Below are 16,679 nucleotides of genomic sequence, written 5' to 3' on the forward strand. Positions count from 1 at the left end.
TCAGTCTTCCAGGAACATCTGCTGCAGGTCGTTCAGGAAGCACAACCCCCGCTCCGTCGGGCGGATGACCTGGTGGTCGCGGTACAGCAAGCCTTTCGCTTCGGCCGCGTTCAGCGGCTGCTCGATGGCGTTGATGGCCAGGCCCGTGCGCTCGGCGAACAGGTTCGGTGTAAAGCCCTGCGTCAGGCGCAGGGTATTCAACATGAACTCGAAACCCATTTCCTCGCGCGCCAGCTCGCGCTCTTCCTGCACCGGCTTACCGGCCAGTACCGCGTCCATGTAGGCGCGCGGCTGCTTGTAGCGGGCCTGGCGGAGCACGCGGTGCGGGAACGAAATCTTCGAGTGGGCGCCCGCGCCGATGCCCAGGTAGTCGCCGAATTCCCAGTAATTGCGGTTGTGCTTGGCCTGGCGGCCCGGCTGCGCATAGGCCGACACTTCGTAGCGGCCGTAACCGGCCTGCGCGGCGCGCGCGGCCACCATGTCGGCGATATCGGCGCTCTCGTCGTCGTCCGGCAGCACGGGCGGATACTTGGCGAACAGCGTATTGGGTTCGAGCGTCAGGTGGTACAGCGACAGGTGCGGCGGCGCGAACGACAGCGCCGTTTCCAGGTCCTGCTGCGCCTCGCCCAGGGTTTGCGTGGGCAGCGCGTACATCAGGTCGAGGTTGAAATTGTCGAAATTGGCGTGCGCGATGTCCACCGCGCGGCGCGCCTCGTTGTCGTCATGGATACGCCCCAGCGCCTGCAGGTGGCGGCCATTGAAGCTCTGGATGCCGATCGACAGGCGGTTGATGCCGCTGACCCGGTAGGACTTGAATTTTTCCGCTTCAAAGGTACCCGGATTGGCTTCCATGGTGATTTCGCAGTCGGGCTCCAATGGCAGCAAGGTGCGCACGTCCGACATCAGCCGGTCCAGGCCCGCCGCCGACATCAGGCTGGGCGTGCCGCCGCCGATGAAGATGGTATGGATCTTGCGGCCCCAGATCAGCGGCAGCGCCATTTCCAGGTCCAGCCGCAGGGCCGCCAGGTATTCCCCTTCCGGCAAGTCGCCGCGCACCTCGTGCGAATTGAAATCGCAGTACGGGCATTTTTTCACGCACCACGGGAAATGGATGTACAACGACAGCGGCGGCAGTGCCGCCAGGTTCAGCGCGCCCGGCTGCAGGTATTTCAGGGCCGCCCCGGCCGCGCCGGAAATGCCTTCCTGCGGCGCGGGAGCGGCTCCCGCCCTGGCGGCCGGCTTGGCGGCGGCGCCCACCAGTTTGATCGGGATCATCGCAGTTTTTCCACCAGCGCGCGCAGGGCCTGGCCACGGTGCGACAGGGCGTTCTTTTCATCGGACGTCAATTCGGCCGCGCACTTGCCCAGCGCGGGGAGGAAGAAATGCGGATCGTAGCCGAAGCCGCCGTTGCCGCGCGGCGTAGCAATCATCTCGCCATTCCAGCGTCCGTCGGCGATAACCGGCTGCGGGTCGTCCGCATGGCGCACGTACACCAGCACGCAGTAGTAGTACGCGGACTTGTCGGCATGCGCTTCCAGGTCGGCGATCAGCTTGGCGCTGTTGGCCGCGTCCGATTTCGGCTCGCCCGCATAGCGTGCCGAATACACGCCCGGCGCGCCACCGAGCGCATTGACGCACACGCCCGAATCGTCGGCCAGCGCAGGCAAGCCCGTCAGGCGCGACGCATGGCGCGCCTTTTGCAGGGCGTTTTCAACGAAGGTGTGGAATGGTTCGTCGCTTTCCGGCACGGCGTACTCGCCCTGGGCGTGGACGGAAAAACCGATGGTCGAGAGCAGCTCGTTGAATTCCTTGAGCTTGCCGGCGTTGTTGGAGGCGAGGATGAGGCGTTGGGTCATGTCAGTAGTCCGGTTGAAGTGCCGACATTGTAAACCTTTTGCGCTCCCCTCACCCTGGCCTGCCGCTGCCGCAAAAAGCGGCAGCCGTGGGTTTCTTGCCCGGCGTGGCGGGCAACAGGATGTAAATCTATGTAAAGATCAGATCCCCAATGCCTGCTTCTGCAGGGCGATCAGGTCGGCGATGCCGCCCTGCGCCAGGTCCAGCAAGCGGTTCATGCCGGCGCGGTCGAACGCGGCGCCTTCGGCCGTACCCTGCACTTCGATGAAGTGGCCCGCCTCCGTCATGACCACGTTCATGTCCGTGTCGCAGCCCGAGTCTTCCACGTAGTCCAGGTCCAGCACCGGCATGCCCTGGTAGACGCCTACCGAGATGGCGGCGACAAAGCTTTTCACGGGAATGGCGGCAATCGCGCCGCGTGCCTGCAACTGGGAAAACGCGTCATACGCGGCCACCATGGCGCCCGTGATCGAGGCCGTGCGGGTGCCGCCATCGGCCTGGATGACGTCGCAATCGAGGTGCAGGGTGCGTTCGCCGAACGCCTGCAAATCAAAGGCTGCGCGCAGCGAGCGGCCGATCAGGCGCTGGATTTCCTGCGTGCGGCCGGACTGCTTGCCGCGCGCCGCTTCGCGGTCCATGCGCGTGTGCGTCGAGCGTGGCAGCATGCCGTACTCGGCCGTCAACCAGCCCTGGCCCTTGCCTTTCAGGAAACCCGGCACCTTGTCTTCGATGCTGGCGGTGCAGATGACCTTGGTGTCGCCGCACTCGATCAGCACCGAGCCTTCGGCATGCTTGGTGTACTGGCGGGTGATGCGGATGGCGCGCAGCGCGTCGACGGCGCGGCCGCTCGGGCGGGATTCAAATGTCATGGGATGTCCTGTGTGATTGGGGTTGCGGCAGCGATTTTACCACCGCGCGCCCGTCTATTTGCAGTCATGCAACAGCGCAAGACGCAATGGCAGGCGGCGCACACATGATCCCTACAATCCTGCCCCGCCAAACACAATTTTCTTTACAATGCCGTAAAACGCACACTATTCAGCAATTTTCAGGCCATCGTGCTCTTCGGTCCTGTTTTGCGGCGCGGGCGGTATTGCCTGCGCTGGCTGATTAAGTGTATAAGTGACTGTATACAAGATCAAATCGGGGAATCCTTTGAGCATTTCAAGCATGACAGGCTACGCGGTTGCCACCAGCGAAGGTGCTGCAGGCACACTGACAATTGAAATCAAGAGCGTCAACTCGCGCTTTCTCGACCTGCAATTCCGGATCAACGACGATCTGCGGGCCCTGGAGCCAGACTTGCGCGCCGCTGTCATGTCCGCCATCACGCGCGGCAAAGTCGAGGTACGCCTGAGCTTTGGCCGCAAGGCCGCGACGGCAGGCACGCAGGCCCTGAACCTGCCCCTGCTGGCCGAACTGGCGCGCCTGCAAAACGAAGTAGGCCAGCATTTTGTCTCCGCCCCCGTCATGACGGTGGCCGAACTGTTGCGCTGGCCTGGCATCATCGAAGAAGCGCAAGTGGGGCAAGAGTCCTTGCAGGCGGACGTGGGCGCGCTGACCAAGCGCACCGTGGCGGCCTTCGTCGACAGCCGCAAGCGCGAAGGCGCGGCGCTCGAAGCGGTGCTGGTGTCGCGCATCGAAGCGATGGAAGCCATCGTCAAGCGCATCACGCCATTGATACCGCAAGTGGTGGCGGCCTTCCAGCAAAAAGCCATCGAACGCATGCAGGATGCGCTGGGCCTGGCCAGCCAGGGCTCGAATTCGGCCCTGTCGCGCCAGGACGCCATGGAACGCATCCGCCAGGAAGTCATCCTGTACGGCATCCGCATCGACGTGTCGGAAGAACTGGCACGCCTGTCGGCCCACCTGGGCGAAACGCGCCACATCCTCACCAAGGGCGGGCAAGTAGGCAAGCGCCTCGACTTCATGATGCAGGAACTGAATCGCGAAGCCAATACGCTGGGCGCCAAGGCGTCCGTCAAGGAACTGGCCGACGCCTCGATGGACTTGAAGCTGCTGATCGAGCAGATGCGCGAACAAGTGCAGAACCTGGAGTAAGCCATGGCCACGCCACGCACAGGGACATTTGCCGCCTTGCTGGCGCTGCTGGCGGCCGGAGCGCAGGCGCAAACGGCGCAGTTGCCGTCGCCATATGCGATCGAAAGCTGCACGGCTGGCTGTTTTACCCTCAAGGAGCGCGGCGCATCCATCTACACGGGCGCCGATGCCGCCTCCTACCGCATCTGCTCGCGCAGCAGCCTGGGCGCGGAAGTGTCGGTCGACAGCACGGTCGTGCGCATCAGCAACCGCGACTGTACAGATGTGAATGGCCGGGCCATCGTCCTGAACACGGGCGAAATCACGCTGGGACGGCTGCCCCGCTGAAACGCCCCGGCCAGCTTGATTTTTTACCATGTCGCCAGCGGGGGCTGGCTCACCGCCTTGCCTCTTGGTAAAATACCGGATTGGGCGGCGCCCGTGCAAGCGCAAACGCCGCCATCACACGCATATGGAAAGATCCGCATGAGCCACCCTACCGCCTTCTCCGGCAGCCTGTTCGTGGTCGCCGCGCCATCGGGCGCCGGCAAATCGACACTGGTCAATGCATTGCTGGCGCAAGAGCCCGGCATCAAATTGTCGATCTCGACCACCACGCGCGCCCCCCGTCCGGGCGAGCAGCACGGCCGCGAGTACTATTTCACGACGGCGGAAGACTTTGTCGCGCGCGCAGACCAGGGCGAATTCCTGGAATGGGCGGAAGTCCATGGCAATTACTACGGCACCTCACGCATCATGGTGGAACAGCAAATGGCCGCCGGCACCGACATCCTGCTGGAAATCGACTGGCAAGGCGCGCGCCAGGTGCGCAAGCAATTCCCCCGCGCGGCCGGCATTTTCATCCTGCCGCCATCGATCGATGCGCTGGAAGAACGCTTGAACAAGCGCGGCCAGGACGAGCCGCACGTGATCACGCGCCGCCTGCTGGCGGCTGGCGGCGAAATCGCACACGCTCCCGAGTTCGAGTATGTTATTATCAATGAAGAGTTTACGGTCGCTTTGTCCGAACTGAGCGCGATCGTGAGAGCGGCCCGTTGCCGGTTTGCGCAACAAGCGGCCCGCAACGCATCGCTATTCGCCCAGCTGGGCCTGCACGCAGAGTAATTAGTCTGCACGCCAGTTCACACAGCGCCCCGCACCACGCATAAAATTTAGGAGTTACTATGGCCCGTATCACAATCGAAGATTGCCTGAAGCAGATCCCTAACCGTTTTCAGCTGACCCTGGCTGCGACTTATCGCGCACGTCAGTTGTTGCAAGGCCACACCCCAAAGGTGGAAGCCAAGGACAAGCCTACCGTTGTCGCACTGCGTGAAATCGCTGCCGGTAAAGTCGGCATCGAAATGCTGAAAAAGGTCCCGATGTAGTGGGAAGCCGCGTGCCGGAACAGTGCTGACCCCTGGTTCTACCGTATCCTTTATTCACACTGTGAAGCAACGCGACGTTTTATGAGTCTGACCCCAGCCGACACGACTTCCGCAGCACTGCCGTCCCTGGCCTCGCGCCAGGCGGCAAAATCGCAGGGCGCTTCCGCGCCCGGCACCGGCACGTCCGGCAGCAACACCCCCGCAGCACCGCCAGCACCCGCCTTGGGCGTGGCCTCCGTCAGTCACCTGGCCGACAAGCTGGCCGAATACCTTTCCCCTGCCGACCTGAAAAAAGTCAAGGAAGCCTACCGCTTCTCCGACGAAATGCACCTGGGCCAGATGCGTCGCTCGGGCGAGCCGTATATCTCGCATCCGATCGCCGTCGCCGAAATCTGCGCCGACTGGAAGCTCGACGCGCAAGCCATCATGGCCGCCCTGCTGCATGACGTGATGGAAGACCAGGACGTCAAGAAGGATGAATTGATCGAGCGCTTCGGCGCACCCGTGGCGCACCTGGTCGACGGCCTGTCGAAGCTGGAAAAGATCGAATTCCAGAGCCAGATCGAAGCGCAGGCGGAAAACTTCCGCAAGATGCTGCTGGCCATGGCGTCCGACGTGCGCGTGATCCTGATCAAGCTGGCCGACCGCCTGCACAATATGCGCACGCTGGATTTCATGACGGCGGCAAAAAAGCGCCGCATCGCCAGCGAGACCATGGAAGTGTACGTGCCGATCGCGCACCGCCTCGGCCTGAACAATATTTACCACGAGCTGCAGGACCTGTCGTTCTCGCACCTTTACCCGATGCGCTACCGCACCCTGGCGAAAGCCGTCAAGGCGGCGCGCGGCAACCGGCGCGAAGTGGTCAACAAGATCATGGAAGCGGTGAAAAGCACCCTGTCCATGGCCGAGCTCGAGGCCGACGTCACGGGCCGCGAAAAGACCCTGTACGACATCTATAAGAAGATGCGCAGCAAGCATTTGTCGTTCTCGCAAGTGCTGGACGTGTACGGCTTCCGCGTGGTGGTCGGCAGCTTTGCCGACTGTTACGTGACCCTGGGCACCCTGCACAGCCTGTACAAGCCCATGCCGGGCAAGTTCAAGGATTACATCGCGATCCGCAAGCTGAACGGCTACCAGTCGCTGCACACGACCGTCATCGGTCCCTACGGCACGCCCGTCGAATTCCAGATCCGCACCCAGGAAATGCACCGCACGGCCGAATCCGGCGTAGCGGCGCATTGGCTGTACAAGAGCGGCGAATCGAACCCGTCCGATCTGCAGCAGCGCACCCATGCGTGGCTGCAATCCTTGCTCGACATCCAGCAGCAGACGGGCGACTCGGCCGAATTCCTCGAACACGTCAAGGTCGACCTGTTCCCCGATTCCGTCTACGTATTTACGCCGAAGTCGAAGATCATCGCCCTGCCGCGCGGCGCCACGGCCATCGATTTCGCCTACTCGATCCATACGGGCATCGGCGACCAGACCGTGGCCGTCAAGATCAACAACGAAACCTCGCCCCTGCGCACCGAGTTGCACAATGGCGACATTGTCGAGATCATCACCGATTCCTCGTCGCGCCCCAGCCCGACCTGGCTGTCATTCGTGCGTACAGGCAAGGCCCGTTCGGCCATCCGCCACCATTTGCGCACGATCAACCTGCCCGAATCGATCGCCCTGGGCCAGCAATTGCTGTCGCAGGCGCTGCACACCCTGAACATCGACGCCGACCTGCCGGCGCCATTGATCGAACGCCTGCTCAACGAATCGAGCGCCAATTCCATGGACGAGCTGTACGCGGACATCGGCATCGGCAAGCGCATGGCCACCCTGGTGGCGCGCCATATCTTCGGCCTGATCGGCGGCGAAGCGGCCAGCATGCCGGTGGAACACAATAGCGGCAGCGAGCTCGACCCCGTCACCATCTGCGGCAGCGAAGGCGTTTCGGTACAGCTGGCGCCATGCTGCCTGCCGATCCCGGGCGACCAGATCATCGGCCAGTTGCGCCGCGACCAGGGGCTGCTGGTACACACGAGCGACTGCTCGCAAGCGAAGCGCCAGCGCGCCAAGGAACCGGACCGCTGGATCGCCGTGCGCTGGGGAACCGAACTGAACCGTCGCTTCGACTGCCGCATCAAGGTGCTGATCAACAGCGAACGGGGCATCCTCGCCCGCGTGGCCGCCGAAATCGGCGAGTCCGACGCCAACATCATCTATGTCGGCATGGACGAAGACAAGGACAACGTCCTCGACCAGCTGCGCTTCACCGTGCAAGTCAAGGACAGGGTCCACCTGGCCGCCCTGCTGCGCAATGTGCGCCGGGTAGCAGGTGTCAACCGCATCCTGCGCGAACGTAACTAAAACCCAAAGCGAAGACTGGGGTCGGACCCGCCGGGTCTGACCCCAGTTTTCCGCTGCAGGCTACCCGATACTTTCCGTAACTCGTCGTAAAAACGCCTGATCTCCTACCGCAAATTCGGCATTGATTGCTTCACGCAGTTGCCCGAGACAACGCTCGCCTAATGTATCCTGAAATAACGATTGGTATGTTTTTTGCCGTTCAGACGCGTCACGTCCAAGCATCCAATACAAGGAATGCAGAGACAGCAGATCATCCTGCCCATCAAGAAAGCATGCTTGGCGATTCACTCCACGCTGCAACACATGCAGCGGAACGCCGGGCAAGACGAGCCGAAGGCGGCGGGGCATGGCAACTCCTGATACCGACTAAATGATCAGTGTGCCTGTACGCGCATCAGACACTCTGCGCCACCGCAAACTACCCCTCCCCAGGCGCCGGATACGTCACTTCCAGCAACTCCAGTTCCTGCTCGCCCAGCGGCGTGGTGAGGGTGATCACGTCGCCTTCGCGCGCCTTGGTGATGGTGCGGGCCATGGGCGAGACCCAGCTGATCTTGCCGTTCAGGGGGTCGAATTCATCGATGCCGACGATGGTGATCGTGTGCGTTTCGCCGTCGCTGGTGCGGTAAGTTACCGTGGCGCCGAAAAACACCTGGTCGTTGCCATGGTGCACGCTGGGGTCGACGATGGCGGCCAGGTCCATGCGTTTCGTCAGGAAGCGGATGCGGCGGTCGATTTCGCGCAGGCGCCGCTTGCCGTAGATATAGTCGCCATTTTCCGAACGGTCGCCATTCGACGCCGCCCAATGGACGATGCGCACGACTTCCGGACGGTCGACGTCGATCAGCTGCAGCAGCTCATCCTTGATGCGCTGGTAACCGGCCGGCGTGATGTAGTTCTTGGCGCCGGCGGGAATGGCCAGCGCCAGCGCGGCCGCTTCTTCATCGTCGTCGTTGTCGGATTCTTTTACAAAGGCTTTATTCATCTGCCTATTGTAGCCCTGCCAGGGACCCGCAGGCACACGGGATGCGGGGGCAGACGGGCTTTTTTGACGTATCATCGTGGCAATCGCGGCAAACCTGCGCCGCACACGGAGACGGATGAAAAAATTCTACAGAGTCAGGCGCTGGCTGTTCGCGCCGCTGGTCTACCTGGCCGCCATCTTCCTGCTGATCGAGGAATGGCTGTGGGCGACGGGTGCGCGCATCATGCAGGTGGTGGCGCAATTTCCGCCCCTGCATGCACTGGAAGCGTGGATCAGGCGCCTGCCGCCGTACTGGGCGCTGGCCATCTTCGTGCTGCCGGCCGTGCTGCTGTTTCCCGTCAAGCTGCTGGCCCTGCTGGCGATCGCGCGCGGCCATGCATTTTCCGGCATCGGCGTGATCGTCATCGCCAAGCTGGGCGGCGCGGCCGCCGTGGCCCGCCTGTACAGCCTGACGCGCCCCACTCTGCTGACGTTGCCGTGGTTTGCGCGCTGGCATGGCCTGTTCATGGAAACCAAGGACCGCTGGATCGCCCGCCTGCGCGCCACGCGTCCATGGCGCAGGATCAGCCGCCTGTCGGCCGCGCTGGGCCGCGCCCGCCGTGCTTGGTGGCAACGCTTGCGCAAGGGCACGCCAGGCCGGCATAATTCCCGCCCAGCCAGAGTGCTGCGCCGCTTCGCCGCCTTCTGGCGCGCCCGCCGCTGATGAAGAAGGACGACTCCATGCACGACACTCTCCAGCTGGCCCCCGCCATGCGCGCGGCGGCGCCGGAAATCTACCTGTACGACTCTGCCAGCTTGCAATTGCTCGATGCCAACGACGCCGCCTGCGACAACTTGCAGTACACGCGCCAGGAATTGCTGGCGATGACGCCGTTCACGCTGGCGCCGCAGCTGGACGCGCAGCACTTGGCCGCCGTACTGGCGGCCCTGGACGACAGCATCGGCGCGCAAGCCCGGCTGCATGTACAGCAGCGCCGCCGCGATGGCAGCCTGTATTCGCTCAGCCTGCAACTGTCGCGCGCCAGCCGCCAGGGACGCGCCCTGCTCCTGGCCGAGGGCGAAGACTTGCACACGCCGCAGGCGACGGCGGCCGCCCTGGCGCAGGTGCAGTCGCGCTTCAACGCCATCGTCTCGAATACGCCTGGCCTCGTGTACCAGTTCTGCCTGCATGCGGATGGACGGGCATCCTTTGCCTACCTGAGCGACGGCTGCCAGGCCCTGCTGGGCCTGGGGCCGGCACAGCTGCATGCGCGTCCGGAACTGTTCTATCAATTGATCCTGGCCGACGACCGCGCCTCGTATCTGGAATCGATGCAGGCCTCAAAAAACGCCTTGTGGAGCTGGAACTGGGAAGGCCGCATCTGGATCGATGCCTGGAAAGACGTCAAATGGATCAACCTGCGCTCCACGCCGCGCGCGCTGGCCGACGGCACGGTGCAGTGGGAAGGCATCATGACGAATATCACGGAAAGCCGGCTCGAACAGATCGAAGTGCGCCAGTCGCGCGCCCGCCTGGCCGAGCTGACTGCGCATATCGACAAGGTCAAGGAACACGAACGCACGCGCCTGGCACGCGAACTGCACGATGACCTGGGCGGCAATCTGACGGCGATCAAGATGGCGCTGGCCATGCTGGCGCGCCGCCTGCCGCCGGACGACCCGCTGCTGCAGGAAAAGGCCGACTATGTCGATGCCCTGGTCGACCGCAGCATCGACGCCGTGCACCGCATTTCGCTGGACTTGCGCCCCTCCATGCTGGACCTGGGCCTGGTCGCCGCGCTGGACTGGCAAGTGAAGGAATTCGCACGCCAGGCCGGCATCGAATGCCAGTTCATGTCGAACCGCCAGCACATCGAACTGGAACTGGACCAGGCGACCAGCCTGTTCCGCATCGCCCAGGAGGCGCTGACGAACATCGCCAAGCATGCGCAGGCGAGCAAGGTCAGCGTGCGCCTGGCCAGGCAGCGCCAGCATCTGCGCCTGACCATCGCCGACAACGGCGTCGGCATGCGCCTGTCCGATCGCGCCAAGCCGCAATCGTTCGGCATCCGCAGCATGGCCGAACGCGCCAGCGCGCTGGGCGGCACCCTGAGCCTGATGGATGGGCCGGACGGCGGCACCATCCTGAGCATAAAAATCCGGCTGACCACGCCGCGAGAGGCGATAATAGCGGCTGCAGCCAGCGCACCAGCGCAGAGCGGATCGCCGTAAGGCCACAGGGTCGCCGCAGGGCGCAGGGATTCAAATAGGAAACAACGCAGTCATGAAAGAAAAAGCCACCATCCGGGTATTCATCGCCGACGATCACGCGATCGTGCGCGAGGGCTTGAAACAAATCCTCGCCGATACGAAGGACATCATCGTGGCCGGCGAGGCCGAAAATGGCCACGACGCCATCAAACTGTTCCGCGGCTCGAAATGCCAGGTGTTGCTGCTCGACATCTCCCTGCCCGACCGCAGCGGCATCGAGGTGCTCAAGCAGATCAAGAAGGAAAAGCCGGAACTGGCCGTGCTGATGCTTTCCATGCACCGCGAGGACCAGTACGCCATCCGTTCGCTCAAGGCGGGCGCGGCCGGCTACCTGACGAAACAGAGCGCGCCGCGCGAACTGGTCACGGCCATCCGCCAGGTGGCGCAGGGCTTGAAATACATCAGCGCCTCGCTGGCGCAGGAACTGGCCAACACGGTGGGCGAAGACCACGAAACGGCCTTGCACGACACCCTGTCGGACCGCGAATACCAGACCCTGGTCATGATCGCCTCGGGCAAGGCCGTGGGCGCCATCGCCGAAGAGCTGAAATTGTCCGTGAAAACCGTCAGCGAATACCGCGCCCGCCTGCTGGTCAAGATGAAACTCAAGAACAGTGCCGAACTGACACATTACGCCATCCGCAACCAGCTGGTGGATTGACGGCAAAGCGGCATGCATGCTGGCATCGGGCGAATTGACAGGACTTCTCCTTGCTTCTCGCACAATAAGTTCTTTGCCAACTCGCATATCATGAGGATAATGAGAAATATCTAAAAAGGCTGTGCCTACATGTCCAGTAAATTGCCATCTTCACCAGCAAGCGCTCCCGCTGGCGCCACGAGTACTGCCGCCGCTGCGGCGATGAACCCGGCCGATATCGCCCGCGAAGCGTTTCGCCGCCTGGCCACGCGCCGCATCGCCCCCACGCCGAGCGCCTACCGCGATATCTACAATGAAATCGCCGGCATCAGCGAACCGGCGGAGACGCCCGGCGCGCCCGCCGCCGTGCTGGCTGCCAGCGCCAATGTAGAAAAAGGCGCGGAAAGTGGCGCGGAAAACGTCCTGACGCAGTTTGCCGCCAAGATGAGCGAATCGGCGGGCGAACTGGGCGACTTTGGCCGACGCTTCCAGCGCGCCCTGAAAGCGCGCGACTGGGACAGCTATGCGCGCACCCTGGCACAACTGGCGGAAAAACAGGTCAAGAAAGGCGGTGGCATCGAATTGCCGCCCCTGCCGGACGGCGAACAGACGCGCACCCTGCGCGAATTGCTCAGCCGCACCCTGGGCTTTGCCGTCGCCACCTTGCTGACGGGAACGCCCGCGCTGGTGGAAGAAGCCGAATCGCTGGGCGCGGCCATCAAGCTGGCCCACACGGAAGAAGCGCTGAACGAAGCGGCTCTGCGCCTGAAACAGCTGTGCTACCAGATCGAATTGAAAAGCGGCGACACGGCCGAACAGCAGGAATTGCTGCTGCGCCTGTTCAAGTTGCTGCTCGATAACGTCAGCCAGTTGCTCGACGACGACAGCTGGCTGCGCGGCCAGGTCGATGCCGTGCAAAACCTGATCGCCGGCCCGCTCGACCAGCGTGCGCTGGAAGACGCCACGCGCAGCCTGAAGGAAGTCATCTACAAGCAAGGCCAGCTCAAGCACAGCCTGTCCGACGTCAAGCTGACGGTCAAGAACATGATGATGACCTTCATCGACCGCCTCGGGCAAGTGGCGGCCAGCACGGGCGACTTCCATGAAAAGATCGGCGGCTATTCGGAAAAGATCAGCCAGGCGGAAAATATCAGCGAACTGAACAGCGTTCTCGACGAAGTCTTGCGCGAAACGCGCATGGTGCAGAACGAAGCCTTGCGCGCACGCGACAAAATGGTGCTGGCGCGCCAGGAAGTGCAGGATGCGGAACAGCGCATCCACACCCTGGAAGCGAAGCTCCAGCATATGAGCGAACTGGTGCGGGAAGACCAGCTGACGGGCAGCCTGAACCGCCGTGGCCTGGACGACGTGTTCGAGCGCGAGACGGCCCGTTCCGACCGCCGCGGCACGCCGCTGTGCATCGCCATGCTGGACCTGGACGACTTCAAGCGCCTGAACGACACGTATGGCCACCTGGCCGGCGATGCGGCGCTGAAACACCTGGTGAAGATCGTCAAGGAAACCCTGCGCTCGATGGACGTCATCGCCCGCTTCGGCGGCGAGGAATTCCTCATCCTGCTGCCGGAAACCACGGTCGAGGCGGCCTCGTCGACGATGACGCGCTTGCAGCGCGAGCTGACCCGGCATTTCTTCCTGCACGACAACGAAAAGGTCTTGATCACCTTTTCCGCCGGCGTGGCCCTGCGCCTGCCCAACGAAGACCAGGCCGAGCTGGTCAAGCGCGCCGACCGCGCCATGTACCAGGCCAAGCAGACGGGCAAGAACCGGGTGGTGGTGGCGGACTGAGTTCCATGCGGTGCGTAGCAACGCACTGCATCTCCCGCACTTTGCTCAGGTATGATCGAAAAAACTCACTCGATCAATTGCCAAAAAATTAACCTGAATCGTTTTAATGACTTAATTGGTGCAATAAGATAGCAGTCCCATTTGTTATGGGAAAAGACTACACACGCCAATATAGTTATAATTATTGCAATAATTTCATTAAATCAACCACTTTGGGGCATGTCATATGAAAAGAAATTTACTTAAGTGCATTAAACCTAACGCATCAAATAAGATATTCGCGCTCGCAATCTGTATGACTGCAATCATGCCAGCATCCTCCCAGGCAGCGGTCGAAGAAATTTCCATTTTAAGAAGCAAGCATTTATCGACCTTTTACAGTACCCGCAACGGCAGCACAGACACCTCCGATCATGGCGGCGTAGGAGCTATCTTTGGCGACGGCTATACCCGTCTGTACGAAAAGTTTATTTTGCCAGCCTACGATCCCTCCGTCACTCTGACATCGGGACTTTTGTGGACACCGATAACTTCCCGTAGCATGGAGGTTTATCTTACCGATGGTAATTGGGTATCCTTTAATTACTATACCGCCCCGAATCCCATCGGGGGATTGGTAGCAAAGACGGCAACCGACAAAAAGCAAAATAAACCCATCGACCTGACAGCGTATCTGAACAAAGCTTACAAAAATGGTACGCCTGTGGGATTCATGATGAAATCCTCTATCGAGGGACAAAACTGGACTGACTACACTGTTTTTCCGACTGGAGCTCAAAAACTATCCCTGACATTTACTTCCGCGGTTCCCGAACCCGAAACTTATGCCATGCTCCTCGCAGGTTTAGGTTTGATGGGTTTTATCCTGCGACGCAAGCAGAAATTCTGAACACAACAAAATAGCATGCTGTCGCTTGTCTGATACGAACAATATGTTCGCCATATCACGTCAAAAAAACCTGATCGCCTTTTCGGCAGCGTAGCCCAGCGCCTGCGCAACTAAAGCCAAGATGTGAGCGACTGAACCCTGCCCGTTCCGTCACATGCCGTTCCGCCACCCGGCCGGACGGCATTTTTCATGACTAAAACAATAACACTCCCGCCCCTCCGGCACGCCGCTAGCCTGCGTCGAATATAAAAATAAAACTATTTTTACCCTCAAGTTTCTTTAAATCATGTCGTCTAGCGCGCGGCCGGCGGCAAACTGAAGGGCTAAAAATTAAAATTTAAAGCACTTTCCGCCATAAATTTTCCCGCAGAGCAACCGTTACCCTAAACAACAGCGGCTTGATTGTCCCGGAACAGCGGGGCAGGCCAAAGTGACTAGCACATAGCGCAATGTAGTACCTGTTTGGAGAAACATCATGGCTGCAGTAATTAATACCAATATCTCGTCCCTGAATTCGCAACGCAACCTGTCGACCTCGCAATCGGCCCTGAGCACCTCGCTGCAACGCCTGTCCTCCGGTATGCGCATCAACAGCGCCAAGGACGACGCCGCCGGCCTGGCAATTTCCGACCGTATGACGTCGCAAATCCGCGGCATGACGCAAGCCACCCGCAATGCAAACGACGGCGTCTCGCTGGCTCAAACGGCCGAAGGCGCGTTGGCAAGCTCGGGCGACATCCTGCAACGTATCCGCGAACTGGCCGTGCAATCGTCGAACGCCACCAACTCGTCGAGCGACCGTCAGGCGCTGCAAACCGAGGTAGGCCAACTGGGTTCGGAGTTGAACCGTATCGCCCAAACCACCTCGTTCAACGGCCAGGCGCTGCTGGACGGCACCATGGGTACGGCCAACTTCCAGGTCGGCGCAGATGCCAATCAGCTGATTTCCGCCAGCGGCGCGAACTTCCTGACCAACACCTACGGTAACAACCGTATCGCCAACGATGCATCGGCTGTCAAGAAAGATGCGCTGGGTAATGCTGTTGTCGGTAAGCTCACGATTTCCGGCTCTATCGGCACCGCCACCGTCGACACGACGGCAGCCGCCGCCGGCGTCAAAGGCAGCACGGCCAAATCCGTTGCCGCCGACATCAACAGCCAAACGGCAAAAACGGGCGTGACCGCTTCGGCACAAACGGACGTCAACCTGAACCTGGGTGCTGAATCGTATTCGTTCGCCATCAGTTCGGACAACCCAAGCACGGCGCCTGTCACCGTGTCGTTCGCCGTCAGCGGCACGGCATCGACTGCAGCCGACTACGCAGCAGGCATCAATGCCATCAATGCCCAAACGGCAAAGACCGGCGTGACCGCCCAGTACGACAGCGTCAACAAAGGCATGAAGCTGACCAATGCATCGGGCGAGAACATCAACCTGACGCAAGGCACGACGGCCAACACCAAGTTCTCCGTGGATGGCTACAAGGCCAATGGTACGGTGCAAGGCGCGGCACAGTCGATCATCGCTGCAGCCGATGCCGCCACGGTCAACGGCCGCGTGACTTTCGACTCGCAAAACAGCTTCTCGGTAACGGAAAACACCCCTACCGGCCTGAAAGTTGGTCAAGCGACAGCGCAAGGTTCGACCCTGAACTCCGTATCGACCCTGGACGTGACGACGTTTGACGGTGCACAGCTGGCACTGAAAATTGCCGATGCAGCACTGGCAACGGTCAACGGCCAACGCGCCCAGTACGGCGCTTTGCAATCGCGCTTCTCGTCGGCGATTTCGAACCTGCAATCGACCACGGAAAACCTGTCCGCATCGCGCAGCCGCATCGTCGATACCGACTTTGCATCGGAAACGGCCAACATGACCCGCGGCCAGATCCTGCAACAAGCTGGTACGGCCATGCTGGCACAAGCGAACTCGCTGCCAAACGGCGTCCTGAGCCTGCTGCGCGGCTAATCTCCGATTAGTATCGCAACAGCGTAGGACTCCGATTCCCCTGCCGGATTTTTTCGGCAGGGGAATTTTCACTAGGAGAGCACCATGACTATCGACACGATAGCGGCCGCCTCCGCGGCCCGGATAGACAAGAGTTATGCGTCTGCGGACATGCCACCGGCGCGCCCTGCAGCGCCACGCGCTGCCACGGAAAACGGTACGGTTGCACCACAGCAAGCCAGCCGGGAGCCCAGCCGCGAACAGCTGGACAAGGCGGTATCGGACCTGAACCAGTCGTCGCAAATGAAAACGCAAGGCCTGGAATTTTCCATCGACGAAGACAGCCAGCGCACGGTGGTCAAGGTCATCGACCAGGAAACCAAGGAAGTACTGCGCCAGATTCCCACCAAGGAAGCCCTGGAATTGTCCAAGACCTTTGACTCGGCCAAAGGTTCGCTGATCAGGCAAAGCGCATAGCGATGGCCTTGCCCACGGACGTGCAGCATCGTGGCAAT

The 16,679-nt window shown here is 61.4% G+C and carries 17 protein-coding genes; 12 read left to right on the forward strand and 5 right to left on the reverse strand.

Going from position 1 to position 16,679, the window contains the following annotated elements; all coding sequences use genetic code 11:
* The 3 genes from hemW to rph form a co-directional block, all read right to left on the reverse strand.
* Positions 1–1,275: a radical SAM family heme chaperone HemW gene (gene hemW, locus O3297_RS15065; protein WP_305049059.1), complete on the reverse strand. Its 1,275-nt coding sequence runs from the start codon at positions 1,273–1,275 to the stop codon at positions 1–3.
* Entirely contained in the window at positions 1,272–1,856 is a 585-nt protein-coding gene (gene rdgB / locus O3297_RS15070; RefSeq protein WP_070281283.1) for an RdgB/HAM1 family non-canonical purine NTP pyrophosphatase, read from the reverse strand. Before rdgB ends, hemW begins: the two co-directional genes overlap by 4 nt.
* A 138-nt stretch (positions 1,857–1,994) precedes the next feature.
* The gene (rph, locus tag O3297_RS15075) at positions 1,995–2,723 is read right to left on the reverse strand and encodes a ribonuclease PH (protein ID WP_034787067.1); all 729 of its coding nucleotides are present in this window, start codon (positions 2,721–2,723) and stop codon (positions 1,995–1,997) included.
* A gap of 301 nt (positions 2,724–3,024) precedes the next feature.
* Between rph and O3297_RS15080 the strand changes: the two genes are divergently transcribed.
* The 5 genes from O3297_RS15080 (at position 3,025) to O3297_RS15100 (ending at position 7,646) form a co-directional block, all read left to right on the forward strand.
* Positions 3,025–3,915, forward strand: a complete 891-nt coding sequence (locus tag O3297_RS15080; protein ID WP_034787070.1) for a YicC/YloC family endoribonuclease — start codon at positions 3,025–3,027, stop codon at positions 3,913–3,915.
* Between the two features lie 3 nt (positions 3,916–3,918).
* On the forward strand, positions 3,919–4,242 hold the full coding sequence (locus O3297_RS15085; RefSeq protein ID WP_034787072.1) for a hypothetical protein: 324 nt from the start codon (positions 3,919–3,921) through the stop codon (positions 4,240–4,242).
* 138 nt (positions 4,243–4,380) lie between these two features.
* Positions 4,381–5,019, forward strand: a complete 639-nt coding sequence (gmk, locus tag O3297_RS15090) for a guanylate kinase (protein WP_080753685.1) — start codon at positions 4,381–4,383, stop codon at positions 5,017–5,019.
* A gap of 59 nt (positions 5,020–5,078) precedes the next feature.
* Complete coding sequence (gene rpoZ, locus O3297_RS15095) at positions 5,079–5,282, forward strand: DNA-directed RNA polymerase subunit omega (protein ID WP_010400723.1); 204 nt, start codon at positions 5,079–5,081, stop codon at positions 5,280–5,282.
* Between the two features lie 81 nt (positions 5,283–5,363).
* Entirely contained in the window at positions 5,364–7,646 is a 2,283-nt protein-coding gene (locus tag O3297_RS15100; RefSeq protein WP_034787076.1) for a bifunctional (p)ppGpp synthetase/guanosine-3',5'-bis(diphosphate) 3'-pyrophosphohydrolase, read from the forward strand.
* 60 nt (positions 7,647–7,706) lie between these two features.
* On the opposite strand, the gene O3297_RS15105 is transcribed toward O3297_RS15100, so the two are convergent.
* Together O3297_RS15105 and greB are read right to left on the reverse strand one after the other, a co-directional pair.
* Entirely contained in the window at positions 7,707–7,994 is a 288-nt protein-coding gene (locus O3297_RS15105; protein ID WP_305049060.1) for a hypothetical protein, read from the reverse strand.
* Between the two features lie 70 nt (positions 7,995–8,064).
* Positions 8,065–8,631, reverse strand: coding sequence for a transcription elongation factor GreB (greB, locus tag O3297_RS15110; RefSeq protein ID WP_092608531.1), 567 nt, complete (start codon positions 8,629–8,631; stop codon positions 8,065–8,067).
* 115 nt (positions 8,632–8,746) lie between these two features.
* Here greB and O3297_RS15115 point away from each other — a divergent pair, with 115 nt between their 5' ends.
* The 7 genes from O3297_RS15115 to O3297_RS15145 all read left to right on the forward strand — a co-directional run bounded on the left by O3297_RS15115 (position 8,747) and on the right by O3297_RS15145 (position 16,641).
* On the forward strand, positions 8,747–9,334 hold the full coding sequence (locus O3297_RS15115) for a membrane protein (RefSeq protein WP_034787082.1): 588 nt from the start codon (positions 8,747–8,749) through the stop codon (positions 9,332–9,334).
* Between the two features lie 17 nt (positions 9,335–9,351).
* Positions 9,352–10,842, forward strand: a complete 1,491-nt coding sequence (locus tag O3297_RS15120; RefSeq protein WP_305049061.1) for a sensor histidine kinase — start codon at positions 9,352–9,354, stop codon at positions 10,840–10,842.
* A 52-nt stretch (positions 10,843–10,894) separates the two neighbouring features.
* Positions 10,895–11,542, forward strand: coding sequence for a response regulator transcription factor (locus tag O3297_RS15125; RefSeq protein WP_034753998.1), 648 nt, complete (start codon positions 10,895–10,897; stop codon positions 11,540–11,542).
* A 201-nt stretch (positions 11,543–11,743) separates the two neighbouring features.
* Positions 11,744–13,327 carry a GGDEF domain-containing protein gene (locus O3297_RS15130; protein WP_092608528.1) on the forward strand — a complete coding sequence of 528 codons (1,584 nt, stop codon included), beginning with the start codon at positions 11,744–11,746 and terminating at the stop codon, positions 13,325–13,327.
* A gap of 295 nt (positions 13,328–13,622) precedes the next feature.
* The gene (locus O3297_RS15135) at positions 13,623–14,216 is read left to right on the forward strand and encodes a PEP-CTERM sorting domain-containing protein (protein ID WP_305049062.1); all 594 of its coding nucleotides are present in this window, start codon (positions 13,623–13,625) and stop codon (positions 14,214–14,216) included.
* 475 nt (positions 14,217–14,691) lie between these two features.
* Complete coding sequence (locus O3297_RS15140) at positions 14,692–16,185, forward strand: flagellin (RefSeq protein WP_305049063.1); 1,494 nt, start codon at positions 14,692–14,694, stop codon at positions 16,183–16,185.
* Between the two features lie 84 nt (positions 16,186–16,269).
* On the forward strand, positions 16,270–16,641 hold the full coding sequence (locus O3297_RS15145; protein WP_305049064.1) for a flagellar protein FlaG: 372 nt from the start codon (positions 16,270–16,272) through the stop codon (positions 16,639–16,641).
* Positions 16,642–16,679 lie beyond the last annotated feature (38 nt).

The organism is Janthinobacterium sp. SUN128 (assembly GCF_030587275.1).
Classification (GTDB): Bacteria; Pseudomonadota; Gammaproteobacteria; order Burkholderiales; family Burkholderiaceae_D; genus Janthinobacterium; species Janthinobacterium lividum.

Excerpts from the sequence above, each read along its gene's own strand:
- O3297_RS15125 (WP_034753998.1), top strand. The coding sequence starts at position 10,895 with ATGAAAGAAAAAGCCACCATCCGGGTATTCATCGCCGACGATCACGCG.
- O3297_RS15085 (WP_034787072.1), top strand. The coding sequence starts at position 3,919 with ATGGCCACGCCACGCACAGGGACATTTGCCGCCTTGCTGGCGCTGCTG.
- hemW (WP_305049059.1), bottom strand. The coding sequence starts at position 1,275 with ATGATCCCGATCAAACTGGTGGGCGCCGCCGCCAAGCCGGCCGCCAGG.
- rph (WP_034787067.1), bottom strand. The coding sequence starts at position 2,723 with ATGACATTTGAATCCCGCCCGAGCGGCCGCGCCGTCGACGCGCTGCGC.
- O3297_RS15100 (WP_034787076.1), top strand. The coding sequence starts at position 5,364 with ATGAGTCTGACCCCAGCCGACACGACTTCCGCAGCACTGCCGTCCCTG.
- O3297_RS15115 (WP_034787082.1), top strand. The coding sequence starts at position 8,747 with ATGAAAAAATTCTACAGAGTCAGGCGCTGGCTGTTCGCGCCGCTGGTC.
- O3297_RS15105 (WP_305049060.1), bottom strand. The coding sequence starts at position 7,994 with ATGCCCCGCCGCCTTCGGCTCGTCTTGCCCGGCGTTCCGCTGCATGTG.
- greB (WP_092608531.1), bottom strand. The coding sequence starts at position 8,631 with ATGAATAAAGCCTTTGTAAAAGAATCCGACAACGACGACGATGAAGAA.
- O3297_RS15145 (WP_305049064.1), top strand. The coding sequence starts at position 16,270 with ATGACTATCGACACGATAGCGGCCGCCTCCGCGGCCCGGATAGACAAG.
- gmk (WP_080753685.1), top strand. The coding sequence starts at position 4,381 with ATGAGCCACCCTACCGCCTTCTCCGGCAGCCTGTTCGTGGTCGCCGCG.
- O3297_RS15130 (WP_092608528.1), top strand. The coding sequence starts at position 11,744 with ATGAACCCGGCCGATATCGCCCGCGAAGCGTTTCGCCGCCTGGCCACG.
- O3297_RS15080 (WP_034787070.1), top strand. The coding sequence starts at position 3,025 with ATGACAGGCTACGCGGTTGCCACCAGCGAAGGTGCTGCAGGCACACTG.
- O3297_RS15140 (WP_305049063.1), top strand. The coding sequence starts at position 14,692 with ATGGCTGCAGTAATTAATACCAATATCTCGTCCCTGAATTCGCAACGC.
- O3297_RS15120 (WP_305049061.1), top strand. The coding sequence starts at position 9,352 with ATGCACGACACTCTCCAGCTGGCCCCCGCCATGCGCGCGGCGGCGCCG.
- rdgB (WP_070281283.1), bottom strand. The coding sequence starts at position 1,856 with ATGACCCAACGCCTCATCCTCGCCTCCAACAACGCCGGCAAGCTCAAG.
- rpoZ (WP_010400723.1), top strand. The coding sequence starts at position 5,079 with ATGGCCCGTATCACAATCGAAGATTGCCTGAAGCAGATCCCTAACCGT.
- O3297_RS15135 (WP_305049062.1), top strand. The coding sequence starts at position 13,623 with ATGACTGCAATCATGCCAGCATCCTCCCAGGCAGCGGTCGAAGAAATT.